At 47.4% G+C, this 18,308-nt stretch carries 8 protein-coding genes; 5 read left to right on the top strand and 3 right to left on the bottom strand.

Going from position 1 to position 18,308, the window contains the following annotated elements; genetic code table 11:
* Positions 1-26: 26 nt before the first annotated feature.
* Positions 27-3,044, top strand: a complete 3,018-nt coding sequence (locus tag AC6I8Y_RS22730; protein WP_498021807.1) for an EAL domain-containing protein — start codon at positions 27-29, stop codon at positions 3,042-3,044.
* Positions 3,045-3,089: 45 nt separating this feature from the next.
* Here AC6I8Y_RS22730 and AC6I8Y_RS22725 read toward each other — a convergent pair whose 3' ends face one another.
* Positions 3,090-3,323 (bottom strand): DUF2798 domain-containing protein, encoded by a 234-nt coding sequence (locus tag AC6I8Y_RS22725; RefSeq protein ID WP_394149718.1) that lies wholly within the window; start codon positions 3,321-3,323, stop codon positions 3,090-3,092.
* A gap of 81 nt (positions 3,324-3,404) precedes the next feature.
* On the opposite strand from AC6I8Y_RS22725, the gene AC6I8Y_RS22720 reads away from it, so the two are divergent.
* Positions 3,405-4,316, top strand: coding sequence for a LysR family transcriptional regulator (locus AC6I8Y_RS22720; protein WP_394149717.1), 912 nt, complete (start codon positions 3,405-3,407; stop codon positions 4,314-4,316).
* Between the two features lie 8 nt (positions 4,317-4,324).
* A complete protein-coding gene (locus AC6I8Y_RS22715; protein ID WP_498021806.1) occupies positions 4,325-5,200 on the top strand; it encodes an NAD(P)-dependent oxidoreductase in 876 nt (291 codons plus the stop codon).
* 58 nt (positions 5,201-5,258) lie between these two features.
* Here AC6I8Y_RS22715 and AC6I8Y_RS22710 read toward each other — a convergent pair whose 3' ends face one another.
* Together AC6I8Y_RS22710 and AC6I8Y_RS22705 are read right to left on the bottom strand one after the other, a co-directional pair.
* Positions 5,259-5,645, bottom strand: a complete 387-nt coding sequence (locus AC6I8Y_RS22710; RefSeq protein WP_394149714.1) for a thiol-disulfide oxidoreductase DCC family protein — start codon at positions 5,643-5,645, stop codon at positions 5,259-5,261.
* A gap of 14 nt (positions 5,646-5,659) precedes the next feature.
* Entirely contained in the window at positions 5,660-6,403 is a 744-nt protein-coding gene (locus tag AC6I8Y_RS22705; RefSeq protein ID WP_394150470.1) for a DUF4344 domain-containing metallopeptidase, read from the bottom strand.
* 358 nt (positions 6,404-6,761) lie between these two features.
* On the opposite strand from AC6I8Y_RS22705, the gene gltS reads away from it, so the two are divergent.
* Positions 6,762-7,988, top strand: a complete 1,227-nt coding sequence (gene gltS, locus AC6I8Y_RS22700; RefSeq protein WP_252015952.1) for a sodium/glutamate symporter — start codon at positions 6,762-6,764, stop codon at positions 7,986-7,988.
* A gap of 224 nt (positions 7,989-8,212) precedes the next feature.
* On the top strand, positions 8,213-18,205 hold the full coding sequence (locus tag AC6I8Y_RS22695; protein ID WP_498021805.1) for a VCBS domain-containing protein: 9,993 nt from the start codon (positions 8,213-8,215) through the stop codon (positions 18,203-18,205).
* The last annotated feature ends 103 nt before the right edge of the window (positions 18,206-18,308 follow it).

Here is an 18,308-nt window from a genome sequence, read left to right as displayed (position 1 = left end):
TTAATAAAATGGACAGGATAAACACTATGATCAACGGTGGTCACAACGTGTTGGCTCGTCACGATCGCAAGCCAGCAATAGGTGTCATTTTGCCGATGTTGAGCGGTTTTTACATGGGAGAGATCACCAGTACCCTAAGAGCGTATGGTGCCGATAAGGGCGTAAACCTTATCTTTTACCGTGTAGGACACAAACGTGATTTTGATTTACCGTTCGCGTTAGACCATGTCGATGGCTTAATCATAGTACTGCACGCTGCCGCCAATTCTTTGGTAGAGCAAGCGGTAGCAAAGGGTATTCCTGTCGTCTCTATAGCAGCTAGCTACGCTCCTTTGGCTGTAGAATCATTCTCGAGTGACCAAAAAAGTGGCGTATGTGCGTTGTATGACCACCTTACTTCTCTGGGGCATTCTAATATAGGGTTCTGTGGGGATTTGTCGGTTAATGACGTTAGAATGCGATTCAAGGCGTTTCAGGCGCGAGCAGAATCGCATGGTAGGGTCATTGGACGTACGCAAATACTCAACGTTAGCAGTAACGCGCTGCAAGGTGGGCGTGAAGCTTATGAACGTTATTGGAATCACGGTTCACCTTGTACGGCAATTATCTGTGCCACTGACCATATCGCGGTGGGTTTGATGGAGCGGCTTGGCGAAAATGGTATCTCTGTGCCTAAGCAAGTTGCCGTGGTTGGCATTGACAATATCTTCATGGGAGAGAGAACTGAGCCAAAGCTCACCACTGTGGATCAGCAATTAGAGCGTTTATCGATAGCGGCAGCAGAGCGACTAATGGCAAGAATTGCGGGCGCTCCCTACTCTAGTGACGTTTGTTCGATTGAGCAGTTGATGGTAGTTCGAGACTCTTGTGGTTCGGATTCTTCGTCAACTAATCCTGAGTTTGGTATACGAAAACAGCTACTTAGCCATACTGAGCGATCACCAGCAGAGCTGCATGAGACCTTATATTCTCAAGGTCAATCGGGCTTTTCATCGATTGTGAATGCCAGCTGTTTATTTGACACCTCAGTGGCTTGGGCGGTTTGTGGTGTGAAAGCCAATTCAGAGAGTTGTATTACTGCCCACTCACACACCAATGGACGTCAGCTTTACCATTCTGACCAGGGAATCCACTTCCCTACCGAAGCGTTTCCGCAGAGCTCTTTGTATACCTTTCCAGAAGCCTTTGTTATGACGCTATTGTGTGTGACCGATAGGCATGATCGGCATACTGAAGTGATGGCGGTTGTTGAACCCATCGAAGAGACGCCAGATCTAGCGAAGATCTCTAGCTATAACAACTATTTGGATATGCTAGCGCTGTTTTTGGAGCGTGATCTTCTCCTGCACAGCTCACAGAGTCGAGCGCAAGTATCTACGGATCTGGCTAATCAATTACAAGTTGTCAGCCACTCTTCGAACGATGTGATTTGGGATTGGGATCTGATCTCTGATGAGCTCGTTTGGAGTAGTCGTTGGAATGATATTCTTAAGCTCAGTGATGGAGACTCGACAACGTTGACCAGTCAGTGCTTTTTTGACTTGGTTCATCCGGATGATCTTAGCAAACTTGAAAATCAACTCCTCGCCCATCTTGATATTGAAACGCCATTCAAATCGCAGTTTAGACTGCGCAGAACGGACGGGGTCTACGTTTGGCTCTCTTCTACCGGGCGTGTTATCAAAGATAAATTTGGTCGTCCGGTGCGCTTTTTAGGGGCAATGACGGATATTACAGAGCAAAAACGTTCCGCCGATAAGATTCGCCAGCTTGCCTACCATGATCCGCTCACGGGACTTGCGAATCGACGTATGATGACTGAGCGTTTGAAGGCGCATATTCGCGATAAGAATGAACAGCCGCTCGCTTTGATGTTGATGGACCTCAATCGCTTCAAGTTTGTGAATGATACCTATGGTCACGATGTCGGAGATGCGTTGTTGCTGCACGTATCAAAACAGCTCAATCAGGTGGTACGCAAGAATGACCTCATTGCCCGTTTTGGTGGTGACGAATTTCTTTTGATGTGCGATGTCGAGACATCAGGTCAAGCTTTAGAGCTTGCTAGTCGCATACTTCGCGCGGTAGAGAAGCCGTTTTGTGTTGGAGATAATGAGTTCAACACTCAGGGAAGCCTTGGTATAGCGTTCTATCCGTTTGATGCGGTCTCTGCAGAAGAGTTGGTCAAAAAGGCCGATATCGCTATGTATCGCGCTAAGCGCTCTAAGAGTCGCAAGGCGGCCCTTTACGATACCCAACTAGAGCGAGAGAGCCAGCAACTGCTGAGTGTCGAGCAGAAGCTCCGACGCGTCCTAGCGAATGATAAACTCGAGGTTTGGTATCAGTCTATACATGATCAAGAGAGTGGGGCTGTGACTGGCGTAGAAGCGCTGGCGCGTTGGCAGGACGAGGATGGTGAATACGTTTCACCACAGCTCTTTATAGGTGTCGCAGAAGAGTCCGGGTTGATCGTGAAGCTCAGTGAGATCGTGTTGACCAAGGTGTGTGAAGATCTCGCCGATAAGCGCATAGACAGTGCGCTGTCTGTCTCGATTAATATCAGTTCAAGCCTGTTGTCTCGCCCTCATTTTGCTATCGAGTTCGTACAAAAGATCTTTTCCTATGATCTCTCTCCGGCACAGTTTACAGTCGAGATCACCGAAAGCATCGCCCTTAATGATTTTGAACAGTGTTTGCGGGCATTAAATGCGCTCAAGGCTGCAGGTGTGCGCATCTCGTTGGATGATTTTGGGACAGGCTATTCGTCTTTATCCATGCTCAAACAGTTACCACTTGATGAAGTAAAGATAGACCGCAGTTTTATTCGCGACTTGGGCAGTGATTTAGCCCACAATGCCTTAGTGGAGTCAGTCATCACCATGGCTCATGCATTTGGATACGATGTGGTTGCTGAAGGTGTGGAATGCGAGAAGCAATACGCGCGGCTGAAAGAGATGAACTGCGATATGTATCAAGGGTATTGGTTTGCTAAGCCAAAACCTTTATCCGTAGTGAAAACAAAGCGTTTAAGCCACGCCATATAGACAAAATACGAAAGCATGATCAAGGAATTGCCTTGATCATGCTTTCTAGCCCTTGATGGTTTTAGGCTGGCAGCACCAAGCTGCGAATGCTCTTATCTTTGGCAGTACCGTCAGATTCAACAGCAGCGCGCAAGGCCAGGCTATTAGAAAACTCTTTACCCACGTTTCAGGCCAGTCGGCACTGAATCCCATTTTGTATCCCGAGATGATTCCCGACATCATCAGTGCCATGGTCAATGAGGATAGTAGGGCGGTCAACCAAAACTGTTTTCTACTCATTATCTGTCTCCTTCGGTTGTCTTTTTGATGAGAAAAGTATAAACCTAGTCATATATAGAGAAAATACGGTTATTTAGGATTATGGATTCCATATTTGGATACATTGATGATGTTTACTTATTCTGCAAGGTTGTAGAGGAAGGCTCTGTATTGAGAGCTGCAGCAAGCTTGGGCTTGCCTCAATCAACGGTATCAAGACGCATCACTTCTCTTGAGTCAAAGCTCGGTCTGCGCCTTCTAGAGAAGCGTGGGCGTGAGTTAGCTCCGACAGAACTAGGTCGAATGGCATTTGAACAGCTGAGTAGTGGAATTGAGCAAGTCGAGATAGGGCTCAACAATATTACCGAGAAAACGGATTTAGTGGCGGGTCACGTCCGGTTAGCGGTACCACATAGCTTTTACCACGCATTTATCGCACCTGTCGTCGAGGAATACTTGAAATCCTATCCCAAGGTGCATGTGGATCTCGCGTTAAACCACGATCAAGCCAAGCCTAAAACGGATCGAGAGCTCCTTATAACCTTCGACACTTCAGAAATGGATGAGTTGATCGCACGACCACTATTTACAGCGAAGCATGGTTTCTTTGCGAGTAAAGAATACCTCAGTTCTAACCCTATTATTGATGATCTCGAAAAGCTCAAATGTGCTGATTGGCTTGCGATCGACGATAGTCGCGAGATTGTGGTCTACCAGCAAGGAAAAGAGGTAGATACCATCAACCTTAAACCACGGTTGATCGTTAATGATATTCAGGCGCTGGTTGATTCGGTTGGTCGAGGTCTAGGTGTGGCTTCACTGCCGCTACGTCACGCGGCAAGCAACTCAAATTTGATTCATATTCTACCTGAGTACTATCGTAGTGACCGCCAAGCGTTTTTGGTGTACAAAGATAGAAAATACCAACCTAAAGCCGTAAAAGCCTTGGTGGAAGCGATATTAGCGACCGCTCAAAATATGGATGCGGCGGTAAATCCAAACACAAGCAACTAGGAGCCGACATGAAAGTAAGTTTTATTGGACTGGGCGTTATGGGATACCCGATGGCAGGGCATCTAGTCAAAGCGGGTTTTGACGTCAGCGTTTTTAACCGTACGGCAGAGAAAGCGCAGCGCTGGGCCAATGAATACGCAGGTCAATACGCAGAAACCATGGCTGAGTGTGTGAAAGACGCAGATGTGGTCGCCGTTTGTGTCGGTAATGACGATGATGTGCGTCAGATGACGACGGCTGAGCAAGGTGCTATCGCGGCGATGAAGCCGGGCGCGATTCTCGTTGACCATACCACTACCTCTGCAAGCCTAGCCGAAGAGCTTGGTAAGGGGTGTGAGGAAGCTGGGATTCGCTTTATGGATGCGCCAGTATCTGGAGGGCAAGCCGGTGCTGAGAATGGTGTACTGACTATTATGTGTGGCGGTGATGAAGCCGTATTCAATGACTTACAATCTGTGTTTGGTGCGTACGGGAAATCGTCAGTGCTGATGGGTACTGTTGGCCAAGGGCAACGCGCTAAGATGGTAAACCAAGTGTGTATTGCTGGCGTGTTGACGGGTCTGTCCGAAGGTCTATTGCTCGCTCAAAAAAGCGGACTGGATATCCCTGCCCTTGTCGATTGCTTAAAGAATGGTGCCGCAGGTTCTTGGCAGATGGAAAACCGTGCCAAGACCATGGACCAAGACAAATACGACTTTGGCTTTGCGATCGATTGGATGATAAAAGACCTGGGTTTCTGTTTAGATGAAGCGGAAAAGCAAGGCATAACGCTACCGCTAACAGAGCAGTCCATTGAGCGCTACAAGCAGTTGTCAGCAGATGGGGAAGGGCGCTCAGATACGTCCGTGCTCTTTAAAGCGGTACGACAAGACGCTGAAAAATAATCTTTACAGTGTAAATGGCGAGCGCTGAAGTCGCTCGCCGCTTTTTGTTATATTCGGCTTATTCTATTCGACAGCGGTCGCAGCGTTTCTTTCCGGTAAGAATGCCAGAAATTGTGTAGCGGTTTCTGGCAAACTTGATGTATACCCAATCACAAATCGGACGAAACAAGGGCCAGCGCGTAAATGCGTACCAATGGCCGCGACCGACCAAGCTCCATGCTTGATACGTGACGTCCAATCCAAGCAGAAGCGCTCCATTTTTATCATAGGCATGCAACCGTTCAGAGGCGGACGCTTGGTCTATGTCGGGGTAGTCGAGAAACGCATCAGAGAAAATGTCCACCAGCTTGATAACGTCTTCATTGTCGTGTTTTTTGAGCGCTGTCATCTCCTTAACACACAATGGGCATTGCCCATCATAGAACAGGGTCAATTTGGTCGACATTTTCACCTCAGTAATTAGCTATTTTCCTCTGACTTAATGTTTAGTACTTGCTTCCAGTTGTAATCGATCTCTTCAAAGGTTGCGATGCACTTGTCTTTTTGTTCATCACGATACTCATCTTCGATTTCATCGAGTAAATCCTTGTGCGCATCAGGATCGCTGCCATAAACCAAACACAAAGTGGCAAAATAGCGTTGTAAATCAAAGCTATGTTCACCGATGTACTCATAAAAGTCGTAATAGTCTGGTCTGTCATCTGATTCAAACGCGAACATATCGGCGGCGCTTATGGTCGCATCGGCTCCTTGGTCTACGTAGTTGAGCATGATGACCGCGGCAAAGTTGTCTACTGCATCTTCCTCTTTACCAAGAATCGGAATGCCTTGGTCGGCGACATAGGCATGCCCTGCCTCGTGCAAAAGAGTGTGAAGCAAGGTATCTACCGCGCCATCTTTGGCTGGCTTTCCAAACCGCTTTTCGTAGTCGTTTTTAGTGAAATACTCGAGGGAGTCATTGTAAAACGCATACGGCATGTGAACGGTATGAGTAGAAGGGTCGTAAAGAGGGCCATCGTCGCCACCATAGCTAATTGTGAGCTCGCTATTGAACGGGAAGTAATGGTTCGATAAGTCTGCGACGAGTTCGTTTGCTCCGCTTTGCTCAATAGCTTGGCGAGCCGACTGCTCAGCGCTAGACTCAGGTTCCTCGTAATTAACGTTAAATTTTGCATTTGCAGAGGTTGCTGCCAGCAGAGACATTGTTAGTGCGATAGAGGCTGTTCGTATCACTGTTGTTCACCTTATTATTTGTATTTATTAGTTAAATTAGTCGAACGTAGCGCATTGTGCTACTATGCCGCCTTAATCAGTGTAGTTACTCTTTTTATCTTAGACACATTATGTGTATTTAAGACCTCTAAACACCCAGTTATCAAATACATAGACTGGATTGTCAAAGTGCCGAAGCTTCCTCGGTAATCAAAAAGCAGTGGATAAAGAAAACAAGGCCGTTTGGTGATTTTGCTTTGATCGCCATCTATCCTATTTTTACTACACTAAAATATCGAATCGATACCTCATTAAGGAAGATGAGCGATACAGCAAAAAAAGAGGTTATATGAACAACACCATCTCTGTTGGCACGTTAGAATCTTTTTTGATCGCAATCAGCGTTCTTTTTCTTGGGCACTTAATCAATAGTAAGTTGCCGGTTCTTCGCAAGTACAATATCCCAGAACCCATCGTTGGTGGCTTGATTGTCGCCATCATCATTACAGTAATGCACTTTAACGGCATCAATCTAGAGTTCTCACTCCCACTGCAGAAAACCTTTATGTTGATGTTTTTTGCCACTGTTGGTTTGGCGGCAAACTACACACAGCTTATGAAAGGTGGTGCCAAAGTCTTTATATTCTTGGGCGTAGCGTCTGTCTATATCGTGATACAAAACAGTGTTGGCGTAGGTCTGGCAAGTTTGCTTGGCTTAGAGCCTCTGATGGGACTGATAGCGGGCTCTATTACCCTTTCTGGTGGTCACGGTACGGGTGCTGCGTGGTCGCAAACCATTACAGAAACGTACGGTATTGCCAACACTCTTGAGATTGCAATGGCATCGGCAACGTTTGGTTTAATTATCGGCGGTATTATTGGTAGCCCCGTAGCTCAGCGACTGATTGATAAGAATGATTTTGAATCAGAATATGGCCGTGGTAACGATACACACGAGCGCTTCCCTGAGCTGGTAACTTATAATGAGTATGAACGCGACCGTGTTACCGCCAAGAAGGTGGTAGAAGTTCTATTTATCCTGCTCATTTGTGTAACAGGTGCGAAGTACCTGCATGAATGGGTCAGTACCTTTGAGATCTCTTGGTTGATGATTCCAGATTTCGTTTACGCACTGTTTATTGGTGTCTTCATCACAAACATCTGTGAGGTAACTAAGAGTTATAAAGTGGACGCTGAAACGGTGGATATTCTAGGTACCGTTTCTTTGTCGCTTTTCTTAGCAATGGCACTTATGAGTCTGCAACTGTGGAATATTTTTGACCTTGCTATTCCTTTCCTAGTCATCCTTGGCGTGCAGTCTATCGTTCTTGCTTTCTTCGCTTACTACGTGACATTTAGGGTAATGGGCAAGAACTACGATGGAGCGGTCATTGCTGGCGGTCATTGTGGTTTCGGGCTTGGCGCAACGCCAACAGCCGTAATGAACATGGGTTCAATTGTGAATCGATTTGGTCCTTCACCGCAGGCGTTCATGGTGGTCCCAATAGTTGGTGCGTTCTTTATCGATATCGTAAACCTTATCATCCTCCAAGGGTTTATAACCGTCATCGGCTAACCTCAACCAAAGTTGTATAAAGTCTCGTTTTAACGAGACTTTTTTTTCGTTTTTGAGACAAACGCAAAACAGTTACTAATATAGTTTTAATTGGTGATCTAATCTGTTACACAGGATGTAGTCAGGAAGTAGCGCTCACTTTTAAAACAAGCAAAACAATGGGTGAGCAATTAAAGGAATTCACATGCGTCTGTCGTGCTGTCGGGCGGTTCAAGGAGTAGAACATGAGTGTGTTTACATTACATGGCTTAGCGCAAGTTTCAGGTACATTAGTTGTTGATGCCAACGGGCAGTTGGTGGTTCTTCCTCTAGGAGCAGATCCTCGACCAGGCGATGTGGTTATCCGCGTCCTCGATAATGAAGAGGTGGGAGATGATATAAACATTGAGCTGGTCCAAGATGATGGTTCGATTGAGGACATCGAACTCGATGCCGATGCTGAGGCTATTATCGCTCAGATTGAAGGTGGCGAAGACCCGACTCAGAATGAAGAACAAGCGACTGCGGCAGGACAGATTTCTGGCTCAAGTTTAACCCTTACTGGTGCGGTTGCTCGCGATGGCGAGGAGGTTATTGCTGCAACTCAGTTCGATACTTCTGCTCTCGAAGCGCAGGGGCTAACTACCACACAATCGCTCACGCTACTTCAGTTTCTCACCAACACTAACCCCACTATTTCGTCTGATGAGTTGATTGGATTCTCCGTAGAATCAGGAAACAATCAAGACGGCAGCACTTTTGACGGTACATCCTCTCTATCTGGCCAACTATCTGCTACGGACGTTGAGTTTGCAGCAGACACTCTTACTTGGGAGGTGCTCTCATCGCCCGAGAACCTTTCCGATTACGGGACGTTTACACTCGATTCTGACGGACAATGGAGCTTCGAGCTGAGCAACAACTCTGAAGCTGTTGATGCGCTGAATGTAGATGACGTCGTGCCACTTGTGTTCAACGTACAGGTGACAGACCCACTGTCAGGTAGTACGCAACAACAAATAGTTATCACTATATCGGGTACCAACGATAAACCAATCATCAGTGAAGAGAGTGCGCTTTCTGGTCTGGTAGAGGAGGCTGGTCATCTTGATGATGGAACTCCAACACAGGGTATCTCGCAGGTAAGCGGTCAGGTAGCGGCAACCGATGTGGATTCTGAACCAGAGGCACTGACATGGAGTCTATCTGGTGATGCAGACACGACCTATGGTGAGTTTTCGATTACCGAACAAGGTGTCTGGACCTATAAGCTAGCCAATTCAGGTGAAGAATTCAGTGATGCACAACGCGCCGCAGTGGATGCACTTAAAGAAGGAGAAGTGATCCCGCTTACTTTCAAAGTCAAAGTTACCGATGACCAAGGTGTCAGCGTTGAAGAAACGGTCACCGTCACGATTAACGGCACCAATGATGTACCTGTATTAGATGCTAATCTCCCGGTCAGCGGCGATGTGCGTGAGTCGGGTAGCTTTGATGATGGAACTGAGGATGTAGGTGTACCCACCGCGAGTGGTCAACTCTCCGCGACAGACGTTGATTCCAGTACTCTCACTTGGAGCACAGTTGGTGATGTATCCAACTCGTACGGTTCTTTCAGCATCACCGAGAATGGTTTGTGGACCTTTACGTTAGACAATGCAGCTGCCGCTGTAGACGAATTAAACGAAGGTGATGAAATTCCTTTGACCTTTACTGTCCAAGTAGAAGACGAACAAGGCGGCACGGTTTCTCAACAAGTCAGCATTGTAATCAATGGGACTAACGACGCGCCTGTTATCACAGGAGGGGACTTTTCTGGTGAGGTTGAAGAGGCTGGTACTGACACTGAGGGTACAGATACTGCAACAGGGCAGATAATTGCTAGTGATGTGGATAGTGCTCAGGGTGCGCTTAATTATGCCATTAGTGGGAGCAGTCCGTTTGGTGACATCGAAATCGATGAAAACGGACTGTGGACATTCACTCTAGATAATAATGCAGATGTTACTCAGTCTCTCAACATCGGCGACTCAGAGGTTGTTGAGTATACGGTTATCGTCACTGATGACTTCGGAGCGATTGATGAGCAGACGATCAGTATCACGATACGAGGTACCAACGACGCTCCCGTTCTAGATTCTGATCTTCCTATTAGCGGTGATGTTCGTGAATCGGGTAGTTTTGACGATGGCTCCGAGGATGTTGGAGTTCCTAGCGCGAGTGGTCAACTCTCTGCAACGGATGTAGATTCCAGTACTCTCACTTGGAGTGCAGTTGGTGATGTATCCAATTCATATGGGACATTCAGCATTACAGACAATGGTCTGTGGACCTTTACGTTAGACAATGAAGCAGCCGCTGTAGAAGGGTTAAACGAAGGTGACGAAATCCCTTTGACCTTTACCGTTCAAGTAGAAGACGAACAGGGAGCGACCGTTTCTCAACAGATTAGCATTGTAATCAATGGAACTAACGACGCACCTGTCATTACGGGTGAGGACTTCTCTGGCGAGGTTAAAGAGGCGGGTGCTAAAACAGAGGGTACAAATACTGCCACTGGGCAGATAATGGCTACCGATGTGGACAGTGCCCAAGGCGCGCTTCAATACGCAATTAGCGGTAGCAGCCCGTTTGGTGACATTGAAATCGATGAAGATGGTCAGTGGACTTTCACTCTCGATAATAGTGCTGATGTAACACAGTCTCTAGACAATGGCGACGTAGAGGTTGTGGAGTACACGGTTGTTGTCACTGACGATTTTGGTGCTGTTGATGAACAGACGATCAGCATTACGATAAAGGGTACCAACGATGCACCTGACATTACGGGTGGTAAGTTCATAGGTACTGTAAAAGAAGCGGGAGCAAACACCCAAGGCAATGACACGGTGACCGGTCGTGTGGTCGCCAAAGATGTGGATGACACCCAAGATGAGCTGACTTACAGCGTCAAAGGTAACAGCCCTTACGGTGACTTGACCATCGATGAGGATGGTAATTGGACCTTTGAGCTCGATAACGATGCGAAGGCGACACAAGCGCTGGATAACGGCGATGTGGTCACGGCACTCTTTACCGTTGTGGTGAAAGACGACAATGGCGCGAAAGACGAGCAAGTTATCTCCATCGACATCAAAGGCACCAACGATGCCCCAGACATCGTGCGCGGCAAGTTCACGGGCACCGTGAAAGAAGCCGGTGAGAACACCGAAGGCAAAGATACGGTGACGGGTCGTGTCATCGCGAAAGATGTGGATGACACCCAAGATGAACTGACCTACAGCGTCAAGGGCAATAGCCCTTACGGTGAGTTGACCATCGATGAGGATGGTAACTGGACCTTTGAACTTGATAACGACGCGAAGGCGACACAAGCGCTGGATAACGGCGACGAGGTCACAGCACTCTTTACTGTTGTGGTGAAAGACGACAATGGTGCGAAAGACGAACAAGTTATCTCCATCGACATCAAAGGCACCAACGATGCCCCAGACATCGTGCGCGGTAAGTTCACGGGCACCGTGAAAGAAGCGGGTGAGAACACCGAAGGCAAAGATACGGTGACCGGTCGTGTCATCGCGAAAGATGTGGATGACACTCAAGATGAACTGACCTACAGCGTCAAGGGCAATAGCCCTTACGGTGAGTTGACCATCGATGAGGATGGTAACTGGACCTTTGAGCTTGATAACGACGCGAAGGCGACACAAGCGCTGGATAACGGCGACGAGGTCACAGCACTCTTTACTGTTGTGGTGAAAGACGACAATGGCGCGACAGACGAACAAGTTATCTCCATCGACATCAAAGGCACCAACGATGCCCCAGACATCGTGCGCGGCAAGTTCACGGGCACCGTGAAAGAAGCCGGTGAGAACACCGAAGGCAAAGATACGGTGACCGGTCGTGTGGTCGCCAAAGATGTGGATGACACGCAAGATGATCTGATCTACAGCGTCAAGGGCAATAGCCCATACGGCGAGCTGAGCATCGATGAGGATGGTAACTGGACCTTTGAGCTTGATAACGACGCGAAGGCGACACAAGCGCTGGATAACGGCGACGAGGTCACAGCACTCTTTACTGTTGTGGTGAAAGACGACAATGGCGCGACAGACGAACAAGTTATCTCCATCGACATCAAAGGCACCAACGATGCCCCAGACATCGTGCGCGGTAAGTTCACGGGCACCGTGAAAGAAGCCGGTGAGAACACCGAAGGCAAAGATACGGTGACCGGTCGTGTGGTCGCCAAAGATGTGGATGACACGCAAGATGATCTGATCTACAGCGTCAAGGGCAATAGCCCATACGGCGAGCTGAGCATTGATGAGGATGGTAACTGGACCTTTGTGCTCGATAACGATGCGAAGGCGACACAAGCGCTGGATAGCGGCGACGAGGTCACGGCACTCTTTACCGTTGTGGTGAAAGACGACAATGGTGCGAAAGATGAACAAGTTATCTCCATCGACATCAAAGGCACCAACGATGCCCCAGACATCGTGCGCGGTAAGTTCACGGGCACCGTGAAAGAAGCCGGTGCGAACACTGAAGGCAAAGATACGGTGACGGGCCGTGTGGTCGCCAAAGATGTGGATGACACCCAAGATGAGCTGACTTACAGCGTCAAAGGCAACAGCCCGTATGGTGATTTGACCATTGATGAGGATGGTAATTGGACCTTTGAGCTCGATAACGATGCGAAGGCGACACAAGCGCTGGATAACGGCGACGAGGTCACAGCACTCTTTACCGTTGTGGTCAAAGACGACAATGGCGCGACAGACGAACAAGTTATCTCCATCGACATCAAAGGCACCAACGATGCCCCAGACATCGTGCGCGGCAAGTTCACGGGCACCGTGAAAGAAGCCGGTGAGAACACCGAAGGCAAAGATACGGTGACCGGTCGTGTGGTCGCCAAAGATGTGGATGACACGCAAGATGATCTGATCTACAGCGTCAAGGGCAATAGCCCATACGGCGAGCTGAGCATCGATGAGGATGGTAACTGGACCTTTGTGCTCGATAACGATGCGAAGGCGACACAAGCGCTGGATAGCGGCGACGAGGTCACGGCACTCTTTACCGTTGTGGTGAAAGACGACAATGGTGCGAAAGATGAACAAGTTATCTCCATCGACATCAAAGGCACCAACGATGCCCCAGACATCGTGCGCGGCAAGTTCACGGGCACTGTAAAAGAAGCCGGTGAGAATACCGAGGGTAAAGATACGGTGACCGGTCGTGTGGTCGCGAAAGATGTGGATGACACCCAAGATGAGCTGACTTACAGCGTCAAAGGCAACAGCCCATACGGTGAGTTGACCATCGATCAGGATGGTAACTGGACCTTTGAACTCGATAATGACGCGAAGGCGACGCAGAAACTAGACAACGGCGACTTGGAAACGGCTGTCTTCACTGTCGTGGTGAAAGACGACAATGGCGTGAAAGACGAGCAAGTTATCACCATTGACATCAAAGGCACCAACGATGCCCCAGATATTGTGCGCGGCAAATTCACTGGTGAAGTAACCGAAGCAGGTACCAACAGCGCTGGTCGCGATACTGTTTCTGGTCGCGTGGTCGCCAAGGACATCGATGATACTAAAGAGCAGTTAGAATACAGCATTCAAGGAAGTAGCCCACTTGGGGAGCTTTCCATTAATGATGCGGGTAAGTGGACATTCACGCTGGATAATGAGGCGGTTAATTATCTGGGTGAAGGTGATGTCGAGACTATCCAATACACGGTTATTGTGACAGACGATAACGGTGCGACAGATGAGCAAGTTATTACTATCGATGTCAAAGGTACTAATGATGCACCAATCATTGACTTAGATGGAAGCGCAGACGGAACGGGTTACTCAGCACTGTTCACCGAGGGTGATGAGCCTATCATGGTTGTCGACAACGATCTGCTGGTGACTGACGATGTCGATCTGATTTCAAAAGCAGAAATAAAACTTACCAACCCTCAATTGAATGATGCGTTGACCCATGTAGGTACACTGCCTAATGGTCTTAGTGCCTCTACGGCAACAGTGGGTGGAGCGATAGTTCTCACCATTTCAGGTCAAGGCTCTGCAGAAGATTATGAGTTAGCGCTCAAACAGCTCCAATTCAACAATACCAGTGAAGATCCAAATGATATCGATCGTGTCATCGAAATATCGGTGTTTGATGATCAAAACGTCGAGTCCAATGTCGCAACTTCAACGATAACGGTTGTTCCAGTCAATGACCTTCCCGAATCTGAGGACTTTAGCTTCGTTATTAATGACAACGATCCGACTCCGGTTGTGTTTGATTCAGGAGCGGCGCCTATTGATGGAGTGGACAGTGGTCTAGGTGATGATCATATTTCTGACGCAGAAGATGATATGAATAACCAGCAAGTGCTGGTAACTATCACTGAACTTCCGACAGGAGGAAAGCTATTCTATGACGGTGATGAGATAACTCAAGCGCACGTCGAAAACGGCGATACTTTTGATCCAACTAAGATTACCTACGAACCGAGTGAAGAAGCTCAAGGCTTCATCCTTGGTGCCAAGGTGATCCCGACTGAAAGTGATTTAGAAAGCTCTCGAGAGGAGTTCTATAACTGGGGGAATGAGGTCGACGGTAAGAACCGCGTCTCTGAGCTCGCCAATGGCGATGAAATCACCATTAGCTCCAATAAAGGCAAGCTCACTCAGTATCGCGGAGATGTGCAAGACAACCATGTTGGTCATGGGTTGGGTATTGGTGGCGGTCAAGGGATAAACGAAGGTGAACAGCTCACTATTGATTTTTCTTCTCGTCCCGCTACGCATGTAGAGTTAGGTCTCGATGGCATGGGCGGGTATTTCTACAGCGGACTTGATAACGATAATGAGTCTGCTGTGACAATCGAAGTCATGCTAAGTGATGGCTCAACGGTGGAGTACGTACCCGATTTTCAAAAGGATAGTTCAGGTAACAATGAACTTTTCCATGCACTCAGCTTTTCTGTAGAGGACTTATCCGGTGTTGATGAGGGTGTGCTGATCACTGGAATCAGTGTCGGTACTTCTGGACCTGGCAACTGGGAGCTAAGATATCTTGATACAGCACTCAACGATAGCTTCAAGTACAAAGCGGTAGATAGTGATGAAGCACTGAGCGAAGAGTCTGTGGTTACTATCATTGACGAAAGGGATAACAACGCCGCACCTACGCTTGATTTAGACCTAAGTGCCGATGGTACTGGTTTTGATACCTTGTTTACTGAGGGCGATGCACCAATCAACGTAGTCGATGATGACATCACCATTTTTGATGAAAACAATGTTATCGGCTCTGCTGAAATCTTGTTCACGAACCCGCAAGACGGAGATACTTTCGAGGTTGCGAGTTTGCAAGATGGCGATTTCTTACTTAGCGGCCTTCAATATGGTTACGAGGTTATCGATGAGGGATTACCAACCGAATCGATTAAGATAACGCTAACAGGAGAGGCGACTCCTGCGGACTATGAAGCGGCCATTCAGCTGATTAAGTTTGAAAATTCAAGTCAAAACCCAGACCAAACAAGTCGAATTATCGAGATCACAACATTTGACGATCAATCGCTCCCTTCTAACACCGCAGTGTCGACGATTGATGTAAGCGCCGTTGCGGATGTTGTTGTTTCGCCAGCAGAAGGTGATGAAGATACTAATATCGAATTGGCCATTGTATTACCAGCAGGTAGTGATGTATCTAAGGTAGTGATTTCTGGCATTCCGAGTGGAGCTAAGCTCTTTGATGATGGTACCGAGCTGACGTTCACTGGCGATTCTATTGAAGTATTGCCTTCACAACTTGCCAAGCTGTCCATTTTGCCACCAGAGAACAGTGACGAAGACTTTGTTTTAACTGTAGATGGTGTAGGTAGTGGCGGTGCTTCCGTTGAAATGCACGACCTTTCGGTCACTGTAAAACCTGTTACCGATATGCCGACGCTAACGGTGTCGGGTGAACAAATCCTGTCGGCAATCAACTTCGAGAACGTCGATTTAGGCAATAGCAGTTGGAAAGGCAATATCGATGGGACTCAGCTCAGTGTCGATACCCCAGATGAGCTCAATCTGGGTGATTGGGGTGTTATTACCGATCGAGGTGAGGTTGGTAAAGAGCGTGTTTATATGGGCAGCGGCGGTGACAACCAGATTTTTGAAATCGAGGGTCGCCGTGGTCAAACTGACTCTCTGTTTACCGAGTTTGATGGAGAGGCAGGTCAATTTTACGAGTTAAACTTTGATGCTGCAGCTAGACGAAATGACTCTCCAATGGACATCATATTGACGAAAGAAACCTCACCTGGTGTCTGGGAAGACATTGAGGTGTTGAGATCTTATTCTAACGGTGGCGAGCATGAGCTTGATGTAAGGCAATGGTCTCGTGATGAACAAGTGTTCTTCCAAATTCCTGATGATGGTAACTACAGAGTCGTTTTTGAATCACCAGAACAAAATAGCTACGGTGCTCTTCTAGACAATATCACGTTGTCTGCCACGGAAAATGTCGGTTACGAAGACTCCCTAATTGATCTGAGTGATATTAGTGCGGCTCTAACGGATGTAGATGGTTCAGAATCGTTGACCCTGCAACTCTCTGGTCTTCCCGACGGGGCTACTCTTTGGTTGGATGGCAGTGAGCTAACGGTTACTGGTGGCGTTGCAGACCTGCCTACGGACGTTAGTTTGGAGAACCTTCAGGTAGTAGTGGCCGATCCAAATACGTACACGCTGACCGTTACAGCGACCTCATCTGAGGGAGATACAGAGCATCCAGTAGCTGACAAGTCGGTCGTTAAAACCATCAACCTCATTGTTCTAGATGTGAATGAAGCGAACAACACCCCTCCGGAAGTTGTAGATTTTGATGTATTTGCGGGAGATGACACTATACCGCTGCATTTCGCGGATTTTGCAACTGACATCGAGGATGATGTAAACAGCTACAAAGACACCTTAGTTGAAATCACTGAATTACCACAGTTTGGGGAACTCTACGTTGACGTTAATAACGGTGATGGTCGATTGTACCTTGAAGCTGGTGATACCGTTTTGGATAAAACAGTGATCCAATATGAGCTCAACAATGGTTTCTCTGCAAATGAAGATGGTTTTGATCCAAGTCTTTCTGCCTTACTCGAGCAAAACATCGAGATTACTGGTGGTATTTATACCGGAGAGCGCCCCGACCCTGACTCAATCTTAGCAGAACAGTTGGCAAACATTGCTTACGATGACAATGGTAACGACAAACATAGCGGTTTCTTTACTCAACAAACCGGTCAAAATGGGCAAGATAACGAAAACGGTAATGGTCATAACACGGATGAAGGCGAGTATATTGCGGTGCGCTATACGGCTGGGAGTATGACACATGCCAAGGTTACTCTGGCGAGCCTGACTGGCAATATCGTTCAAGGCAATGGAAATGCGCAGGCAGCGGTAATTACTGCTTTCTTGTATCTTAATGGAGCCTATGTCGGTGCCCAGCAGCTTGACCCTGATACCGACTTGCATCCAGCCTCAGGCAACAGCTCTAAAGTCGCGACAATGGACATTCAATCTGAACAGCCTTTTGATGAGGTTAGGGTTGTGTTGACGAATGAAAACGGCAAAGGGTTTGTTCTACAAGGCTTTGAGGCAGTAGATACAGATGTTACCGATAGCTTCAAATATGAAGCGGTTGATGATGACGGCGCGCGAAGCAGTAGTGACGCTACGGTAACCATCAACATTTCACCGGAGGGTAACTTCACCGAATCTAATAACGATGAAGATTACGATTTCGCTGCGCAGGGCACAGAAACTTCTTATCTATACGGTACAGAAGGGGATGACTTGCTCATAGGTGGTGATGGCGATGACCTGCTAATTGGTGGTAAAGGTAGTGATACTCTTACAGGCGGTGAGGGTAACGATACCTTTAAGTGGACCGAAAGTGATTTAGACGGTCATCGTGATGTTATTACTGACTTCTCGAGGGAAAACGGTAACAATGATGTCATTGATCTTAAAGACTTGTTTGAAGAAACAGACTCATTGGATGATCTGCTAGCTGACAATACAATTGTTGTTTCAGAAGACAACGGTAGCACTTTGATTAATGTCGACAAAGGCAATGGTAAGTCGGTAATCATTGAACTTGAAGGTGTTGTTGGTGTTGATAATAATATGCTTAATAACATTTTGATTATTCAAGATAGCTAGTTGATAAGATTAAAAAAAGCGACCTTCTGGGTCGCTTTTTTATTTTCTCTAAGTAGCCTTCTAGAATAAACACAATGGATTAACTAGTGTTTGTCGTCTATTT

This window comes from Vibrio sp. KUL78 (assembly GCF_059725505.1).
The sequence above is the reverse complement of the archived record's forward strand: the minus strand, read 5'-3'. Positions and strand labels throughout refer to the sequence as shown.